Raw genomic sequence first — 17,575 nt, 5'->3', positions numbered from 1 at the left:
CTCGATTTATTGGACATTAGGGGCACTTTATTCGCCGTCACATCAATTTTATTCGCCAAACCACCGATAAAGGACGAAATTTGACTGGCCGCCTCTTAACTTATGCCTTGTGCACAAACCACATTTTCAAATTGGGGCAGGAACACAGTACCACTAGCTATGTTCAACTGCGTTATTCGCCGTTTCTGCACTTTTATTGGACATGATCAGCGCTTTATTCGCCGTCCTCCTCAATATATTGGACAATAACTGCATTATATTCGCCATCACACCGATTTTATTCGCCAAACAACAAAAATTTGCAAAACCTGTGGGCCACGTCTTCAAATTTGGGCAGACACAAGTGCCACTAGCTATGTTCAACTGCGTTATTCGCCGTTGCTGCACTTTTATTGGACATGATCAGCGCTTTACTCGCCGTCCTCCTCAATATATTGGACAATAACTGCATTATATTCGCCGTCACATCGATTTTATTCGCCAAACAACCAAAAAGGGCGACCAAAACGGCCGCCCTCATAAACTTACTTACTCAAATTATAAAATGACTTCATCCCATCATACACCGCTAATTCACCTAACTCATCTTCAATGCGAAGAAGCTGGTTGTATTTCGCGATACGGTCTGTACGAGACATTGATTTTTTATAAAACATGATTAAATCAACGTTTATTAGCTTTATATTCCTATTTATATGTGGTTGTACTGCATAATTCGTACAGAGAATATCCTTATGGTTCAATTTATGTACGAGTTAATTCAATTATATAGCATTATCCATACAAAATAAAAGCAACAACCGCTTCTGTTTTTAAGAATTGTAAGAATAGATTTTTGTTTAATAATAATTAGTTTCAATAAACTACAACCACTTCTCGTGGAAATACTTCTTCATCTATTATAAGTAGTAATAGAATTAAGTAAAGTTGTCTATAGGGTTTCTAGCGCTATATAGTTAAATCGTTTACACGGTATTGTTTTTTCTAGACTGATTGCGGGAGAGTAAGTGCTTTGTCGAATCCTATTTTACAAAATATTACTTTTGGTTATATACACCGCCCACTATGAAATAACACACATTCTATATTATCAGTAATTCTTCTTAACTGTGCCCAAATAAAGTATTATTATTCTTTAGGTAAACTATAATAATTTTTAAGGTATTTTTTTATAACCTCTTTATTAGGTATATTACTTGAATCAACAAATTCATCTAAATCATCCAAAAGTTCCTGAGGAGATAAATTTGAAGCTTTATGCAAACTATAAAGAAGATAATCAACTCTCACTTCATTTGCAATCTCATATATACTTTTTTCTTTATCTAAAATACTTGAATATAAATCGTTGATGTAAAATACTCTAATACAGTTACCTGTTAAACTTATTGTATAAAAAATGATAAATGCTAAAAAATATGAACTTATAGCTAGAACCAAATAGAACCATAAGACAGGTATCAGTTCTTGATGACTATATAAAATAAGATTTAATAAAAAAAACAGGAATATTCCAATACCAATATTAAATGTTAAAAATTCAAAACTAATTAATACTCTTTGAACTTTCCCTTTACCGTTTACTTTTTCTATAGAATTAAGTGAATCTTTATTTAATACACTTACAATTATAGCAATTCCTGCAAGTATTATTCCTAACATACCAATTAGTGCCTGTGCAACGTAAACTGTGATATTCTGTAATGGAGTTAAATAAAGGTCAAACTTAGTATATACATCAAGATACTTGAAAGAAAGTATCATAATAATAGTGACAATTAAAGACATTCTGCATTCAAAAGATTTAAAATTTATATAATCGTCCCATTTTTGATTTTCCTTGAACCTACCGAAAATCCGCTTTCTCATTCTACTTCTCCTATCGTAAGGAATTAGCTAATGATACAATTTTCCTTTTACATAAAGTAGCAAATTCCACTATAGAACTAGGCTTTTCTTCTAATTTATCTGTAATTGGTTTGGTTTTGTTTGTTGAAAAAAATCTACCACTTTTGTTTCTTGCTTCAACTGTTAAATATCCATTTCTTATAGCTTTTACATCTGTTAGTTTCGGATGTATATTATTTACTTTGTTTAGCTCTTTTTTTATTAATTTTGCATCAATATTCAAACCTCTTGAATCTTTAGATTCAAAAGCTGTACTTGTATAAGTAATATTTCCCTCTTTTATTCCTTCAATATATTCTTCCCCATTATCTTGTATTCCATCTAAAAGTTCATCATCTGGATTCGGTGGGATAATTTCTATCTTTAAAGTTTCTAGTCTACCTAATTTTTTTAACTGATTCTGAATATCTTCAACATTTAGTCCTTCTCTTAATACTGATACTTCGAAATTATATTCCTCACGTTTTGAAGACATACATATATTCAAAAACTCTTTAAAGACTTGAGGAAATTCAGCATAACCAAATCTGTTAGTTCTATAATAAGCAATTTTCTCTTTATAAACATCAAAGTAAAACTCTATAACCTCTGAGTTTTCAACAGGTATTTTAGTTACTTCTCCCGTTTCTTCATTTAATTTATTTGCAAATAGATAAGATGTTTTAATTACACTACCAACAATCGTATCGTCATCAAATTTTGTAATATTATTCAACTTGTAATCTGCATCATAAGTATATGTTTCACCATTCTCTGTATAATTCAAGTTGCTTTTTTTATATTTGATGCCTTCCTTTAGATTTAGGAATACTAATTTTAATATTTCATTTCGTTTTTTCTTATCTTTATAAATTTCCAATATATGAGAATTAATATTAACCTTCGCAAAATATAATGTTATTGACATTTCATTGCCCCCAAAATTAATAATATTAAAATTATATCATTTAATTTCAAATCAAGGTAAAATTACCCATAACTTCTATAATAAAAAACTATTTCTAAAGGTCTACCACTACTTCATTGTAAAAAAGATAGACTAAAAAACCCTATCATCGTTTCTTTAATTCCGCATATATCGAGCTTCTAGGTACACCTGTTATCTTTGAAATATCGCTTACACTCATTCCATTTGATTCTCTTTCAGCATATAGCTTCAATGACTTCTCGATTGCTTTTTTATCTTGTGAAGGTCTTCCCATATGTTTCCCCTGCTTTTTGGCTCGCTCTCTTCCTTCTCCAGTCCTTTCTACAATAATGTCACGTTCAAACTGTGCAAAAGAACCTAAAATATTAAACAGTAATGTTTGAAGGGAACTATTATTCTCTCCCGCTTGAAACTCAATATTTTCTTTTAAAAATCTAACATTTACCCCTTTTTCATTTAATTCTTTAACGATGTTATGTAAATCAATTATAGAACGTGCTAGTCGGTCAATTTTTGTGACGATTAAGGTGTCACCTTTATCTAAAAAATTAATAGCATCTTTTATTTCACTTCTTTTAATGGTACTTGTTCCTGTCACCTTTTCAAAAAAGATACGTTTACAGCCTGCTTCTTCTAATAAATGCTTTTGTGTTTCTAAACCATTTTCTTGTAGAGCTGTAGAAGTTCTTGCATAACCAATTAACGCCATTATAACCGCTCCTTTGTCTAAAAATTAACAATCTTTTATACCTTTATTTTAGACTAACTTTTAGACAACCACAAGTTGTTTCTAGACTAATTTTCAGACAATACTAATACATTGTTCAGAAGTTGAAACTTTTAGACTTTTCATAATTACCTTATAGATTTATTAACGTTTTTTAAATTAAATAATCTACCTTAATAAACGTAAAAAAGGACTGTTTTTTCAGTCCTAAAAGCATACTTTAATAAACAGCAATTTCTTAACTATTTATAAAAATATAGCAATAGTTAAACAACAATAAACAGCACCCATAAAACTGTGAACTTACTAGATTCCTTTTACATTTATTGATAACCTTAAAAGTGTAATCTATCGGTATCGATAATAAATACCCACAAAAAAAGACCTTCTATTGACGGTCTTCCTTTTCTAAAAGTATTATTGTTTTTCTAAATGAGGTAATAATAAAGTATTCCATTCCTTACCTAATCTTAGGGCTTCGATTATTTCTGGTTTTGCTTTTTTCAATGCTACCATGTCATTATTATGGATACCATTCATGAGATGTTCCATTGCATTTAGGGTTGGATTTAACATCTCAAAAAATTTTCCTTTCAATTCATCCTCTACAAGTAGAGGTGAAATATCATTATTGTATTGATTTATTAGTTCTATAGTTTCTTGAAATAGATTATCAAATTTTGTTCTTATATGTTGATTCGTTAATTGTTGCCTGTCTTCACCAATCTCCGCATAAAGCCTACCAAATTCTTGTAAATTGCCTGTAATGCTTAAACAATGCCAGGAAATATCATCTTCCCACATATATAAAACGTCTTTTGCCCCTGTTTCATCTATTTTAGTTACATGGCTATCATATCCTTCAATTCCCATTTCCCACTCTTTTATCAAATTAATAGTTTTTTCCAAGTATAGTTTAGCATCTTCAAAATAGTTAATTTGTCCATAAAATACCGCTTCATGTAGTAATCCCACTCCTTCCGCTCCATTGGTAACTATATCCATATGCGTTGAGAGCTTATCTTTTGGAAGTTCCCCTACAATGTCCTTATAATCTTTTAGTTTTGACATTAACTCATCATTAATTACTTCAATATTTGCCTCTACACCATCACTCGACAAAACATTATCGTTACCTTCTATATCTTTATGTAGTTCAAAAGCATCAATAAAAAGAAAATGTATACCTGTTACTAATTCTAAATGTTCCTGCTTATATTCATCTAATTCAACAGTATCAATATTATCCGACATTTTTTTAATATTTTCTTCTATTTCGTTTTCTTCACCGATAAAAGAAACCTCTTCTTTTTGTGGCATGAATACAGAAACAAGTATTAATACAAATCCTACTACTATTCCTATGCCTGGTTTTCTTAACTTCTTTTTTCTAAAAAGGTTAATAAATACCCAACCAATACAAATAACGGAAGTTAGAAGTCCAACAACAAGTAAATAAAAGTCCATATCCTCATACCCCTAAAATGAAATTTTTTCTATTAGATTACCGAATTCCTCTTGTGAATTTCCCCTCATTTAAATATACCATTATTTACTATTTATACATATTTTTAGAATAAAATCTATTTAAGTTAGTTTCATACGTTAGAATTTTGTCTATAGACAGGTTTTAATTAATAATCATACGGAATAGACTATTTAAATTTATGTAGGGATAGAACTCATAAAGCAAGAAATATAGAGCTATTTACTATAAAGCACAACAATCATTTAACAAAAGATAGATAATAGCACAAAAATTGACAAATCATAACTATTATGATATAATAAATATTATAAGAACATAGATTTTCATGCGTAAATATTATCCTTTGTCAACATCCACATAAACACTACTGTATCAATACCTACGCAACAAAAACACAAAATGTTACCCACTACATAAAATATTAATTTTATCAATTCTAAAATAACATCTAACATAACATTAATGATAAATACATGATTGCTCTCTATTGACAGAATTTAGAGTATTTTAAACCATCTTCATATGATACATATTCCATTACAAATTATGATGGTTGGATTGATATGTAACTTGAAGATTTAGTTAACAAATTGATGATTATGTACCTTTTTACACAAGCATGTCAAGAAATTTGTTACGCTCCGCTTCACAAATTATCTCGACACGTTGCGATGCAAAAAGGTACGCCAAAAACATCGCTAACAAATTTAAGAGATGTGAATGGAAAACAAATCACATCACATCCAGAGTTTAATTCGCCCTTTGCGTACTTTGGGCGAGGTCTGTTAAAAGTGCGTTTTTTGCACTTTTAACAGAGATGGTGGCAAAGTACATGATTAACAAAAGAACGATTTATGGAGAAAGGACGTATAATCGCTCCTTAATATATAAATTAATATTAAAGGACAATCTTACGTCCTTTTTGAAGATAATACATATTAAAAATACGAATGGAGTTTTGTTAGTGAGAAAAATAGGTTTAGTAGAACTAGTAATGGAATATGGAACTGATAAGCAGAAGGCTTGTGTATTGGCGGGTAAAAAATGGAGAATAGAAAGCCAAAATGCACTAATGAAGGTGTTGAATTCAAAATTTGGTGTCGTAGATGTTATAGGCAAACAATACAATATGGAATTTACTTTAGATGAAGAGTTTGATGTTGAAAAAGATATTGTAGATGGTCGTGTTTCAAATGGGCAAGGACAAGTACCGTTAAAATATGAACAAACATTTCCGATTATGGTAATTGAACATCTTCTAAATAGAATTGGAAATGAGCCATTAACAGTTATTAAATGGTTGGTTAATTTAGGAATTATTACAGATGATACGTTTCAAGCTTCAAAATTAAGATATTCACTTAGTGCTTTAGAGAAAGAATCAGATAAGTTAGTAGAAAATAAGGTTATAGAATCGGGGCAAGAGTATTTGATTGATGATTATATTAAACGTGAGATTGAAAGACTTCAAAAATATTTCATGGGCGTGATTCAAAAATTGGTGAAAGCTAAAATTATTAAGCATCAATCTTATACAATGGCTAAATGTGAGATACCTTATCTTCATGAGTATTTTGATGAAGAAAGTGGCATATACGTCAGAGAAGAAGCGATTCAAACTAAATACATTGAATTATCAGCACCTGTTGTAGGTGCGATTGCAAAGTTGGAACGCAAACTTCAAAATTCACCTAAATTTAGAAAGTTATCGCTTGATGAAATTAGCCGTTACAGAAACAAACCAATCGTTAAGGAATATTGGAAAGAACATAAAAAACAATTGAATCTAATCACCAATGAGATAGGTGAAAGACTATACATAGTATTGTCATACGAAGCACATGCACTATTCGTTAGAGCAGGTATAAATCCTATTATCAATTGGTTGGAGAAGAACAACAAAGAAGCATTGGCATTCTACAATTCCGATGAAGCAAAATACTTCTTGGAAAATAGAATTGATTTTCATGGAGCTTTAAATAAATATGTTGTAGATTTAGCGGAGGGTAGACAAGATAAATTCCAAAAGAAATCTATTAATGAATTTGGTGGTAAAGCAAATATACATAAGTTTGAAGATAATAAATATAGGGTCACACAGGATTTAATGATTAAAGGATTGTATGTAGAAGCATATCGTAAATTGCAAGAATACTACGGGTACAGCCTATTTGGTGATGTTAGAACAGGTGAATTTCCCCATGATGGTATTACACAAGAAAAGTTTAATAGTACATATGTTTCAAGCTATAAAGATAATCTAATAACAATTCAAGATGTTGAAGAAGAAGCGACAGCATAATACATAATCATTTTACCCATGTTATTCAATTAAAGATAACATGGGCTTTTTTATTGATGGAAGAGTGCAGTTATCCCCTTATTGAAAGTTAAATAACACCCTCTCTTAAATGAGAAATGGCTTCATTGTTTTAATAATAGAATGTATAGGATTAGCTGGCAGGGTTACCTATGCATGTTTTATAAATTCATCAATGGACTTGTCCTAGAAGCCATTTCTAAAATATTCTCCGTTTCAATTCCTTGCAAATAACGCTTTGTTACTTGGATATTTTCATGTCCTGCAATTTTGGAGCAACTATACAAATCAAGACCATTCCTTAAATTTGATTGGATTGAATAATGTCTCAATGTATGAGGGCTACATCTAATCTCTTCCCTCACCTTCGCTTTAACTCCCGCCTCCCTTACAATATTTTGTATTTGTACACCCGTTAAGGGTTTCCCGCTTCTAGACAAAAAATAATTATCGTGTTCCAATGACTTATTTTTAAAATACGCTTCTTTAATTCGTTCAAATCTAATCATGTATTTCTTTAACATAAGACTAATAGGAACATAACGCCATTTCGAACCTTTTCCTAAAACTCTCATATTCGTTTCATTTAAATAACTACAATGTAAATTTATTAACTCACTCATCCTTAACCCCGTATCGACAAACATAGCTATTATGACCTTGTTACGAGCGTTTAAATAGCTTTTAAAATCATATACCTCAATCATCTTTGCTACTTCTTTATCCGTGAATGTTTTAATAACAACCTTTTCTTCTTTCAATAGTTTTATTTTTGCCATTATATTGTGACTGACATGTTCCTCACTAACAAGATAATTATAAAATGCTCTAAAGGATTTAATCATTGTGTTAGTGTAATTTGATTTATTGCCAACTTCCATTTGATATTGGATAAACTTTTTAATATGCAGTGTTGAGATATCCTCTAAATCTGCAACATCATATTGCTCCTTCATAAAGTTTATTAATTGGTCTAGGTTGTAATTGTAAGTCTCTATTGTCCTCTTAGAATAATTCTTAATTTGCAAATCAAATGTAAACTCTTTTTGTAAATCTTTCATCAACATAGAAAAAACCTCCTATAAATGTGGATTTATCACACATAAATAGGAGGTTTTAAGCTAATACGTTTGTACGACTTAATTCATGTCAGTGTATTGCTAAATTCAGAAGGTGAAAAAGTGCCTTGTACGACTTAATTCAGACGCTTTTTCTCCCTTCAATTATTACTTACCTAAATTATAAAAAGACTTCATCCCATCATACACCGCTAATTCACCTAACTCATCTTCAATGCGAAGAAGCTGGTTGTATTTCGCGATACGGTCTGTACGGGACATAGAACCTGTTTTGATTTGACCTGCATTTGTTGCAACAGCGATGTCAGCGATTGTTGCGTCTTCTGTTTCACCAGAACGGTGGGAAACAACAGCTGTGTAGCCTGCACGTTTTGCCATTTCGATTGCTTCAAATGTTTCTGTTAATGTACCGATTTGGTTGACTTTGATAAGGATGGAGTTGCCTACACCTTGCTCAATGCCTTGTGCTAATTTCTTCGTATTTGTAACGAATAGATCATCGCCAACTAGCTGCACTTTTCCGCCAATGCGTTCTGTTAGTAATTTATGGCCAGCCCAATCGTTTTCGTCTAAACCATCTTCAATGGAGATGATCGGGAATTCATTTACTAACTCTTCGTAGAAGTTCACCATGTCTTCAGAAGTTAAGCCTGTGCGGCCTTCGCCTGCAAGATCATATTTGCCTGTTTCTTTGTTATAGAACTCAGAAGAAGCAACGTCCATTGCAAGGTAAATGTCTTTTCCAGCTTCATAGCCAGCGTTAGAGATTGCTTCAATGATTACTTCTAATGCTTCACGGTTTGAACCAAGGTTTGGAGCGAATCCACCTTCGTCACCAACAGCTGTATTTAAGCCTTTTCCAGATAAGACCTTCTTCAAAGAATGGAATACTTCTGCACCCATACGGATGGCTTCTTTAAAAGTAGGTGCACCTACAGGCATAATCATAAATTCTTGGAAATCCACATTATTATCTGCGTGTGATCCGCCATTGATGATGTTCATCATTGGTGTTGGCAATTGTTTCGCATTAAATCCGCCAAGGTAACGATATAATGGAAGGCCAACTGATTCAGCAGCCGCATGTGCAGCAGCCATAGATACACCAAGAATTGCATTCGCACCAAGCTTGCCTTTGTTTTCTGTTCCGTCTAATTCGATCATGACACGGTCGATGCCTACTTGATCCGTTACATCCATGCCAATAATCTCGTCAGCGATTATATCATTTACGTTATCGACTGCTGTTTGAACCCCTTTGCCAAGGTAACGAGATGCATCCCCATCACGAAGTTCTACTGCTTCATATTCACCAGTAGACGCACCAGATGGAACCATTGCACGGCCGAAGAATCCAGATTCCGTCATTACTTCTACTTCAACGGTTGGGTTTCCACGAGAATCTAATACTTCACGAGCATATACATATTGAATAAATGGCATAATTATTCTCTCCTTAAAATTAAGTTTATTTTTGAATTAATGTTATCCCAGTCATTTCAGCTGGTTTTTCAAGTCCTAGAAGATCAAGCATCGTTGGCGCAAGATCACCTAAGATTCCATCTTCTCTCAGCTTCACACCATTTTGTGTAAGAATAACTGGTACAGGATTTGTTGTATGTGCGGTCATTGGATTGCCTTCTAAAGTGACAACTTCATCAGCATTCCCATGATCAGCTGTAATGATCGCTTTTCCGCCTTTTTCTAAAATCAAGTCAACAATTTTTCCAAGGCATTCATCCACTGTTTCGATCGCCTTGATTGTTGGCTCTAGCATGCCTGAATGTCCGACCATGTCAGGATTAGCAAAGTTCAATATAATTGCGTCCTGCTGGTCTGATTCGATTTCCTTCAATAACGCTTCTGTTACTTCATACGCGCTCATTTCTGGCTTTAAATCATACGTAGCAACCTTTGGTGAGTTGATCAAAATTCGCTTTTCACCAGGAAACTCTGCTTCACGTCCCCCACTCATAAAAAAGGTAACATGCGGGTATTTCTCGGTTTCTGCAATGCGCAGCTGCTTTAAGCCATTTTGCGACAATACTTCCCCAAGTGTATTATCCAAGTTGCTTGGCTCAAACGCAACATAGCCATCAACCGTTTCACTAAAATGGGTTAAGCAGACGAAAAATAATGAATCTGGATGCTTCGGACCTCGATCAAATGAGCGGAAGTCTTTATTCGTAAATGTGTTTGAAATTTGGATCGCACGGTCTGGACGGAAATTATAGAAAATAACGGCATCATTTTCTTGAATCGTTCCAACAGGTTCCCCGTTCTCTCTAGTAATGACAGAAGGAAGAACGAACTCATCAAAAATTCCATGTGAATAATTATCCTCTACTAAATCAATTGCATTCGAATAGCTTGGACCTTCGCCATAAACGATCGAACGATATGATTTTTCCACACGCTCCCAGCGCTTATCTCGGTCCATTGAATAATAGCGACCAGAAATCGTTGCAAATTCTCCCACGCCATATTCCTTCATTTTTTCCTCAGCAGCTTTAATATAGCCTTCCGCCGTTTGTGGACCGACATCCCGGCCATCTAAAAAGCCATGAACATATACTTTCTCGACGCCTTCTTCTGCTGCAAGATGCAATAGAGCATACAGATGATTAATATGGCTATGGACACCACCGTCAGAAAGAAGCCCCATTAGATGAAGACTCGTTCCATTCTTCTTTACATGTTTAATCGCATTGACAAAGGTATCGTTTTTCTCAAATTGCCCTTCTCGAATGGCTACATTGACGCGAGTTAAGCTTTGATAAACGACACGGCCAGCACCAATATTCAAATGGCCAACCTCAGAATTGCCCATTTGTCCTTCAGGCAGGCCGACCGCTTCCCCGCTTGCTGTTAAAGTAGCGTGTGGGTAGTGATTCCAATAACGATCAAAATTTGGCTTTTTTGCATGTGTCACGGCATTTCCTTTGTTCTCACTTCTCAAACCGAATCCATCTAAGATGATTAAAGCAACTGGTGATTTACTCATACTGCCCTGCCTCCAATAATTGCAGGAAGGACTCCGCTTCTAGACTTGCACCACCGACTAATGCACCATCTATATCTGGCTGAGACATGTATTCTTTAATATTTCCAGGCTTCACACTGCCGCCATATTGAATTCGAATGGCATCTGCAGCCGCTTCAGAAAATTGTTCCTTCACGACTTGGCGAATGTACGCACATACTTCATTCGCATCCGCTGCCGTTGAAGATTTCCCTGTTCCAATCGCCCAAATCGGCTCGTAAGCAAGGACCGTTTCTTTCACTTGCTCTTCTGTTAATCCTTGTAATGCTTTTTCGATTTGTGAGCCAACAAATGCCATTGTTTCTCCATTTTCACGCTGTGCAAGCGTTTCTCCACAGCAAACAATCGGCGTCAACTGATTATTAAAGGCAGCGATTGTCTTTTTGTTCACTGCTTCATCAGTTTCATTAAACATTTCACGGCGTTCAGAGTGTCCAAGAATCACATATTGTACACCGAGGTCCTTAAGTGCAACAGGGCTAATTTCTCCTGTAAATGCACCACTTTCTTCAAAATGCATATTTTGTGCACCAATTCCAACTTTCGAGCCAACTAAATTCGCTAAAAATAATGCTGGCGCACAAACAACCGTTTCCACTTTCTCCGCATTTGGAATAGAGTTCGTAATGGTTTCTAGAAAGGCCTTCGCCTCTGGAAGAGTTTTATGCATTTTCCAGTTTCCTGCAATAATTGGTTTACGCATTTGGGCACATCCTTTTATGCAAATTTTTTATTTAACTAGCAGAGCTATAATTAAGCTGCTTCCGCTTTTCTTTGTCCAGCTCCAACGGCTAGACCCTCGAGGCATAAGCCTCCGCTTTTCTATTTATCATTTAACGCAACAACGCCTGGCAATGCTTTGCCTTCCATAAATTCTAAGGAAGCACCGCCGCCTGTGGAAATATGGCTCATTCTATCCCCAAGATGGAATTTTTCTACAGCTGCTGCAGAATCTCCACCGCCAATTACTGAATATGTATCATTTGCTTCAGCTAGAGCTTCAGCAACCGCTCTCGTCCCGCCTGCAAATTTATCCCACTCGAATACACCCATCGGACCATTCCAAATCACAAGCTTTGAATTTTGGATGACATCGCTATAAATTTCGGCTGTCTTTGGCCCAATATCAAGTGCTTGCCAATCAGAAGGAATGTCTTCAATTGCGACAACTTTTGACTCTGCGTCTATCGCAAAATCACTTGCAATGACTGCATCAACAGGCATATAGAAGTTTACACCTTTTTCTTTTGCCTTCTTCATGAATGACTGAGCAAGCTCTATTTTATCTTCTTCTAAAAGTGATTTTCCTATTTCATGGCCATTTGCTTTCACAAATGTGTATGCTAAACCGCCGCCAATGATTAAGTTGTCTACTTTCTCAAGCAAGTTATCAATGACGCCAATTTTATCTTTTACTTTCGCCCCGCCAATAATCGCTGTGAATGGACGTTCTGGATTTGAAAGAGCTTTGCCTAATACATCTAGCTCCTTTTCCATTAATAGACCAGAAACAGCTGGAAGATGTTGAGCAATGCCTTCTGTTGAAGCATGTGCACGGTGGGCCGCTCCAAATGCATCATTAACATAAAGATCTGCTAGATTAGCGAATGCCTTTGCCAACTCAGGGTCATTTTTCTCCTCACCAGCATAGAAACGAACATTTTCTAAAAGGAGAACATTCCCTTCACTCATCGTTGCAATCATTTCTTTCACTGCATCTCCATACGCTTCATCCGCTTTCTTTACTTCTTTTCCAAGAAGTGCTGATAAACGTTTGGCAACTGGTGTAAGACGCAATTCCTCAACGACTTGTCCCTTTGGACGTCCAAGATGACTGGCTAAGATCACTTTTGCCCCATGATCTGTTAAGTATTGAATCGTTGGAAGTGCCGCACGGATTCTTGTTTCATCTGTTACTTCGCCATCCTTCATCGGCACATTGAAATCAACCCGGCAAAATACTCGCTTACCTTTTAAATCCACATCTTTCACGCTTTTCTTGTTCATCGCAAAATGACCCCCACATTTTTGAAAAATAATTGTGAAAACAACTAAGAAAAGCACAAGCGCCTTGATCATCGACGTACAAACAGGAGGGTCTCCGACTAAGATAAAGGAAACACGATTTGCGTGAGCGAATCGATGTTGACTTATCGTAGGGAGGGGACCTGAAGTTTGATAGGCGATAGGCGCTGGAGCTAGACAATTCTCTGACTCAGATATTTTACTTTCCTATCTATAGAAAAAGGAGAGGGGTTTGTTCCCCGCTCCCCTTTTACCCTATATCATTATAGACGTTTAAACTTTTAATTTCCAATATGTTTCAAACATTCCAGTTAGTTTTTACAGACCTTTTTGTGCGATATAATCAACAAGGTCAACAACACGGTTTGAATAGCCGCTTTCATTGTCATACCAAGAAATAACTTTCACCATATTGCCTTCCATCACCATTGTTGAAAGAGCATCAATTGTAGATGACGCAGCATCTCCATTATAGTCGCTAGATACGAGTGGCTCTTCACTGTATGCTAAGATGCCTTTTAAGTCGCCTTCTGCTGCTGCTTTGAATGCGGCATTTACTTCTTCTGCTGTTACTTCTTTATCAAGCTCTGCTACTAAATCAACTAAAGAAACATTTGGTGTTGGCACACGAACGGCTCCACCATTTAATTTGCCTTTTAGTTCTGGCAATACAAGAGAAACTGCTTTTGCTGCACCAGTCGTTGTTGGAATAATATTCTCTGCTGCTGCACGCGCACGACGGTAATCTTTATGTGGCAAATCAAGGATTTGCTGATCATTTGTGTAAGAATGAATGGTCGTCATCATTCCGCGTTTAATGCCAAACTTGTCATTTAGAACTTTCGCAAATGGAGCAAGACAGTTCGTTGTACAAGAAGCATTTGAGATCACATGGTGATTTGCTGGGTCATAGCTTTCATGGTTTACACCCATCACAACTGTAATATCTTCATTTGAAGCAGGAGCTGAGATAATTACTTTTTTCGCACCAGCTTCTAAATGCTTCGCCGCATCCTCACGTTTTGTGAAGCGACCTGTTGATTCGATGACAACATCGACACCTAAGTTGCCCCATCCAAGCTGTGCTGGATCACGTTCTGCGATTACTTTTACTCGATGGCCACCAACTACAAGTGTATCTCCATCAACTGATACTTCTTGCTTCAATGTTCCATGTACAGAATCATACTTTAAAAGATGAGCAAGCATATTTGCATCTGTTAAATCATTTACTGCGACTACTTCTATATTTGGGTTATTAAGTGCTGCACGAAATACCACACGTCCAATTCTTCCAAATCCATTAATACCAACCTTTACTGCCATTTTAAAATTCCTCCCTTATTTCGGTTTTATATGATGATTCATTTTTCTATTAAATAAACTGCTTTTGCTAACATTGTTACTATTTTACACATAATTGGTAAAGGTTGATTTCCGCTCCAATCAACCGACCTATTTAGTAAATCATTCATTCTAACAATTGATTCAAAAACAACATTCTTTTAGAATTGAGCCTTTAATAAACATTTTGCTGCCCCTTCATCCGTAATGAGGATGGTGGATGGGGGTGCTTGTTTCATGTATGCAGCAATGGCCTTTGCTTTTGATGCTCCACCTGCAACGGCAATCACTGATGGGATATTCGCTAAATCTTGAAGCTGCAATCCAATGGTTTGGACTTTATGGACAACCTCGCCATTTTCATTGAAGTAATAGCCAAACGCCTCACCTTCTGCTTGAGCGCTTTTGATTATTTCAAGATCTTCATTGCTCGATTTTCGGCGCTCTGCCATTGTCATAGCGTCTCCAATTCCGTGCAAAACCATGCTTGCTGATTTGATTAATTGCAGCACTTCATTGATTTCTGGCTCTTTAATAAAGGAGTCATAAATATCTTTACTCACCTGATCTGGCACATAGAGCACCCGATATTTAGAAGCCATTCGGTCAGCCATCGCGGCACAAATTGAATTGGCCTGATTTTTGACATCCTCACCAATGCCACCTCTAGCTGGAACAAAAAGGCATGCTTGCTCTTTCTCACTCGGTGTTAATGTATCTGCAACTGCCGCAATCGTCGATCCGCCTGTTACAGCAATAATATTTTCTCTCGTGAGGATTGATTTCATACGACTTGCAGCCGCTCTGCCAAGTTCACTCTTCACCCAAGGCGATTCATCACTATTGCCTGCAACAATAATGACATCCTGAATCCCCATTTGCTGCTGCAAGCTTTCCTCCAATGAACGAATCCCAGAAATATCACGAATAATATGTCCAAGCTTCTCAAGTAAATCTCTTCCATCATCTGTTAAGCGCATGCCTGCACTTGAGGAAGTAATCAGATCTTGATTTTTCAGAAAGTCGACTTCGCTTCGCAGCACTCTTTCAGTTAGATTAAGGCTTAAGCTTAAGCTTCTTCTACCGACTGGCTCCATTAAGCCAATGTAATGAAGAATATGATAGCGTTTTTGCATAACGGTTAATAAATCAGGTAATAATCTTTTTTGAACATCAATTAATGAGTCCATTGATTTCTCCTTTATATCGTTTGTATCGATGGACTTTTTTTGTCCCTCGTAGACAAATTATGTCCCGATTAAAGTAAAAAAAATCACACCTGCTATATTTTTATCTTAACAGGAGTGATCCTAAATTTCAATTAATAATTATTCTTTTTTTCTGAAAACGCTTCACTTAACGTCCATTCATCAATTTGCCCATATTGAACTTCTTTGCCATCGATTTCAACGACCGGAATCATAATTCCATATTTCTCTGTCAACTCGTCGCTCGAATCAATATCAATTTCTTCTAGTAGAAAATCATACTTATTTTGTAATTCTACAATTATTTTCTTCGCTTTTTCACATAACATACAGCGATCACGTGTATAGAGAACTAATGTACTTTTTTTCATAGCTTTCACCCTTTATTCATAACGTTTTCTTTTTGATGAAGAAAGAATGCCAAGCTGGTCCCGATATTTCGCAATCGTTCTGCGGGAAACAACCATTCCTTCTTTCTCCTTCAATAAATGAACAATTTCTTGGTCGGATAACGGCTTTTGTTTATTTTCCTCTGCTATTAATTGATGAATCATTGTTTTCACTTGCTTGGATGAAGTATTCTCATCAGACGTTGTTTTAATCGTACTTGAAAAGAAGGATCGTAATTCAAATGTACCAAATGGGGTTTGCGCATACTTCTCTCGCACTGCCCGACTGACCGTTGACTCATGAATTTCCAGTTCATCCGCAATCTCCTTCATCGTCATCGGGCGCAAATTGGCTGGTCCCTTCACAAAAAAGTCCCTTTGTTTTTCGACAATCTTTAAAGAAACTTTCGTTAATGTTTCTTTTCTCTGTTCAAGGCTTCTCATAATCCATTGATAATCCTGTTGATTTTCCTGAATAAATCGATGGACCTGTTTATCTTGATTCGAAGAAAACCGCTTATAATAGGCGCTGTTAAAGCTAATTTTAGGCAATGTCTCATCAAATATACTAACTGTAAAGGATTCTCCATCCCATTTAATTACTACATCTGGCACTATGTAAGCCGATTTTTCGTTTTGAAAGGAGGAAGCGGGTCTTGGGTCTAGCGTTTGAATTAAATCGAAAACCTCTTGAATCTCATTCAATTTCACGTTAAGCGCTTTTGCTACGTCCTTCCATTTCTTTTCCGCAAAAGACTGGAAATGCTTTTCCACAATTTCTTCTGCAAGAGCATGCCTCTTTTCAAAGCGTCGCAACTGCAATAAGAGGCATTCTTGCAAATGACGGGCCCCAATCCCAGCCGGTTCCAATCCTTGCAATAGTTTAAGATATTCATAGATTTCTTCTGCTGATCGGTTGAAATAAGCAGCTACTTCATGTAACTCCGCACGAAAGTAACCGTTTTCATCAATACACTCAATCAAGTAATCTAACACTTTATTTTCAATCATCGTGAAATGATCAATATCTATCTGAGATTTTAAGTATTCATCTAGGAATGCAACAGTTTCCCCAATCTGTTCAATCCAGTTTTGTTTATCTTTATCTACCTTTT

The 17,575-nt window shown here is 35.6% G+C and carries 14 protein-coding genes and 1 pseudogene; 1 reads left to right on the top strand and 14 read right to left on the bottom strand.

Going from position 1 to position 17,575, the window contains the following annotated elements; translation table 11 throughout:
• Window positions 1-524: 524 nt before the first annotated feature.
• The 5 genes and pseudogenes from J2Z40_RS04365 to J2Z40_RS04345 form a co-directional block, all read right to left on the bottom strand.
• Window positions 525-641: pseudogene (locus J2Z40_RS04365) on the bottom strand (hypothetical protein); the annotation flags it as partial.
• A gap of 487 nt (window positions 642-1,128) precedes the next feature.
• The gene (locus J2Z40_RS04360) at window positions 1,129-1,869 is read right to left on the bottom strand and encodes a hypothetical protein (RefSeq protein ID WP_066397608.1); all 741 of its coding nucleotides are present in this window, start codon (window positions 1,867-1,869) and stop codon (window positions 1,129-1,131) included.
• Between the two features lie 10 nt (window positions 1,870-1,879).
• Window positions 1,880-2,815: a DUF4747 family protein gene (locus J2Z40_RS04355; RefSeq protein WP_066397611.1), complete on the bottom strand. Its 936-nt coding sequence runs from the start codon at window positions 2,813-2,815 to the stop codon at window positions 1,880-1,882.
• A gap of 145 nt (window positions 2,816-2,960) precedes the next feature.
• Entirely contained in the window at window positions 2,961-3,545 is a 585-nt protein-coding gene (locus tag J2Z40_RS04350; protein ID WP_066397613.1) for a recombinase family protein, read from the bottom strand.
• A 435-nt stretch (window positions 3,546-3,980) separates the two neighbouring features.
• Window positions 3,981-5,030, bottom strand: a complete 1,050-nt coding sequence (locus J2Z40_RS04345) for a hypothetical protein (protein ID WP_066397615.1) — start codon at window positions 5,028-5,030, stop codon at window positions 3,981-3,983.
• A gap of 986 nt (window positions 5,031-6,016) precedes the next feature.
• On the opposite strand from J2Z40_RS04345, the gene J2Z40_RS04340 reads away from it, so the two are divergent.
• Window positions 6,017-7,354, top strand: coding sequence for a hypothetical protein (locus J2Z40_RS04340; protein ID WP_157087848.1), 1,338 nt, complete (start codon window positions 6,017-6,019; stop codon window positions 7,352-7,354).
• A gap of 179 nt (window positions 7,355-7,533) precedes the next feature.
• Here J2Z40_RS04340 and J2Z40_RS04335 read toward each other — a convergent pair whose 3' ends face one another.
• The 9 genes from J2Z40_RS04335 to rpoN form a co-directional block, all read right to left on the bottom strand.
• On the bottom strand, window positions 7,534-8,436 hold the full coding sequence (locus tag J2Z40_RS04335) for a tyrosine-type recombinase/integrase (protein ID WP_083954025.1): 903 nt from the start codon (window positions 8,434-8,436) through the stop codon (window positions 7,534-7,536).
• Window positions 8,437-8,598: 162 nt separating this feature from the next.
• Window positions 8,599-9,894, bottom strand: coding sequence for a phosphopyruvate hydratase (gene eno, locus J2Z40_RS04330; protein WP_066397620.1), 1,296 nt, complete (start codon window positions 9,892-9,894; stop codon window positions 8,599-8,601).
• Between the two features lie 25 nt (window positions 9,895-9,919).
• A complete protein-coding gene (gene gpmI / locus J2Z40_RS04325; RefSeq protein ID WP_066397622.1) occupies window positions 9,920-11,455 on the bottom strand; it encodes a 2,3-bisphosphoglycerate-independent phosphoglycerate mutase in 1,536 nt (511 codons plus the stop codon).
• On the bottom strand, window positions 11,448-12,197 hold the full coding sequence (gene tpiA / locus J2Z40_RS04320; RefSeq protein WP_066397624.1) for a triose-phosphate isomerase: 750 nt from the start codon (window positions 12,195-12,197) through the stop codon (window positions 11,448-11,450). The genes gpmI and tpiA overlap by 8 nt, the downstream gene beginning before the upstream one ends.
• A 119-nt stretch (window positions 12,198-12,316) precedes the next feature.
• Window positions 12,317-13,501, bottom strand: a complete 1,185-nt coding sequence (locus tag J2Z40_RS04315) for a phosphoglycerate kinase (RefSeq protein WP_066397627.1) — start codon at window positions 13,499-13,501, stop codon at window positions 12,317-12,319.
• A gap of 336 nt (window positions 13,502-13,837) precedes the next feature.
• A complete protein-coding gene (gene gap / locus J2Z40_RS04310) occupies window positions 13,838-14,845 on the bottom strand; it encodes a type I glyceraldehyde-3-phosphate dehydrogenase (RefSeq protein ID WP_066397629.1) in 1,008 nt (335 codons plus the stop codon).
• A 179-nt stretch (window positions 14,846-15,024) separates the two neighbouring features.
• Complete coding sequence (locus J2Z40_RS04305) at window positions 15,025-16,053, bottom strand: sugar-binding transcriptional regulator (RefSeq protein ID WP_066397631.1); 1,029 nt, start codon at window positions 16,051-16,053, stop codon at window positions 15,025-15,027.
• Between the two features lie 131 nt (window positions 16,054-16,184).
• The gene (locus tag J2Z40_RS04300) at window positions 16,185-16,442 is read right to left on the bottom strand and encodes a glutaredoxin family protein (protein ID WP_066397633.1); all 258 of its coding nucleotides are present in this window, start codon (window positions 16,440-16,442) and stop codon (window positions 16,185-16,187) included.
• 12 nt (window positions 16,443-16,454) lie between these two features.
• Window positions 16,455-17,537: an RNA polymerase factor sigma-54 gene (gene rpoN, locus J2Z40_RS04295; RefSeq protein WP_342590320.1), complete on the bottom strand. Its 1,083-nt coding sequence runs from the start codon at window positions 17,535-17,537 to the stop codon at window positions 16,455-16,457.
• Window positions 17,538-17,575: the final 38 nt, after the last annotated feature.

This window comes from Cytobacillus eiseniae (genome assembly GCF_017874625.1).
Taxonomy (GTDB): Bacteria; Bacillota; Bacilli; order Bacillales; family Cytobacillaceae; genus Cytobacillus; species Cytobacillus eiseniae.
Note: the sequence above shows the minus strand (reverse complement) of the source record. Positions and strands in the feature narration are given on the sequence as shown.